This window comes from Wenxinia marina DSM 24838 (assembly GCF_000379485.1).
Classification (GTDB): domain Bacteria; phylum Pseudomonadota; class Alphaproteobacteria; order Rhodobacterales; family Rhodobacteraceae; genus Wenxinia; species Wenxinia marina.
The window spans coordinates 1-1,308 of sequence record NZ_KB902307.1 but is presented as its reverse complement, the minus strand read 5'-3'; the positions used below and the strand labels follow the sequence as shown (position 1 = coordinate 1,308).

2 protein-coding genes are annotated in these 1,308 nt (G+C 69.5%); both read right to left on the bottom strand.

Features of this window, described 5'->3' with window-relative positions; all coding sequences use genetic code 11:
- The coding region (locus A37W_RS0114685) for an ABC transporter ATP-binding protein (RefSeq protein ID WP_026198517.1) at positions 1 to 832 on the bottom strand (832 nt) is incomplete at its 3' end.
- A partial coding sequence (locus tag A37W_RS0114680) for an ABC transporter permease (protein WP_018303793.1) occupies positions 829 to 1,308 on the bottom strand: 480 nt, incomplete at its 5' end. The genes A37W_RS0114685 and A37W_RS0114680, both read right to left, overlap by 4 nt.

Below are 1,308 nucleotides of genomic sequence, written 5' to 3'. Positions count from 1 at the left end.
CGGTCGTTCGGTCCAGCACGGCCAGCGGTCTGCCTCGATCCGCCTCGTGCGGCTGGGCGGCGAGAAGGGCGCGGGTGTAGGGGTGCGTGGGGGCGGTGAGGATGCGGCGGGCCGGGCCGACCTCGACCAGCCGTCCCTCGCGCATCACCGCCACCTCGTCCGCCACCTCGCTCACGACGGCAAGATCGTGCGCGATCATCAGCAGGGTCAGTCCGGTTTCGGCGCGCAGGTCAGACAGGAGCCGAAGGATCGCCTTCTGCACGGTCATGTCCAGCGCGGTCGTCGGTTCGTCCGCGACGATCAGTTCCGGCCTGCCGGCGAGGGCGAGGGCGATCATGACCCGCTGGCGCATTCCGCCCGACAGTTCGTGCGGAAAGGCCCGCATGAGGCGGGCCGGGTCGCGCAATTTGACCTGATCCAGCAGTTCCACCGCCCGCGTGGCGGGGTCGGCGGCAGGATCGACGGTGCGGATGGTCTCCGTCATCTGGGTGCCGATCCGCAGGACGGGGTCCAGACTGGCGAGCGAGGCCTGGGGCACGAGCGCCATCCTTCGCCCCCAGATCTGCCGCCATACGGTCCGGTCGAGATTGGCGACGTCGCGTCCGTCGACCACGACCCGCCCCGCCGTGATGCGGCCACCCTTGCGGCCCAGCAGTCCGGAAATGGCGCGCGCCGTGACCGTCTTGCCGGAGCCCGACTCGCCGACGATGGCGAGCGAGGACCCCCGCTCGATCGAGAAGAAGATCTCGTGGACCACCTGAAGGGCCCCGAAGGCGATGGACAGACCATCGACCTCGACCATCGGCGGGTGAGCATCCGGTCGCAGGGTCATCGGCCATCCCTCCGGTCGCTCAGGAACGAGTCCGCTACGAAGCTGAGACCCAGTCCGGTGATTGCCAGGACGCTGCCCGGCAGGACGATGATCCACCACGCGTTCCGCAGAAAGGCGCGCCCCTCATACATGATGCTGCCCCATTCGGCGGTCGGTGGCTGGACACCCGCGCCGAGGAACGGCAGCGACGCGAGGATGACGACGACGAGGACGACGTCGCCGATCGCATAGGCCAGCGTGATGCGGCTGACGCCCGGCAGGATGTGACCGAAGACGATGCGCGGCCCGCTGAGCCCGGCGAGGCGCGAGGCGACGACGAAGTCGGAATTCCGCAATGTCAGCGCCTGTCCGCGCGCCAGCCGGGCATACACGGCCCACTGAACGCACATCAGAGCCGCGAGCGACGGGCCGAGGCCAGCCGGTGCTCCGAAGAGCCGGCTGTCCGACCCGAACATGACCACCAGCGTCAGGAGCAG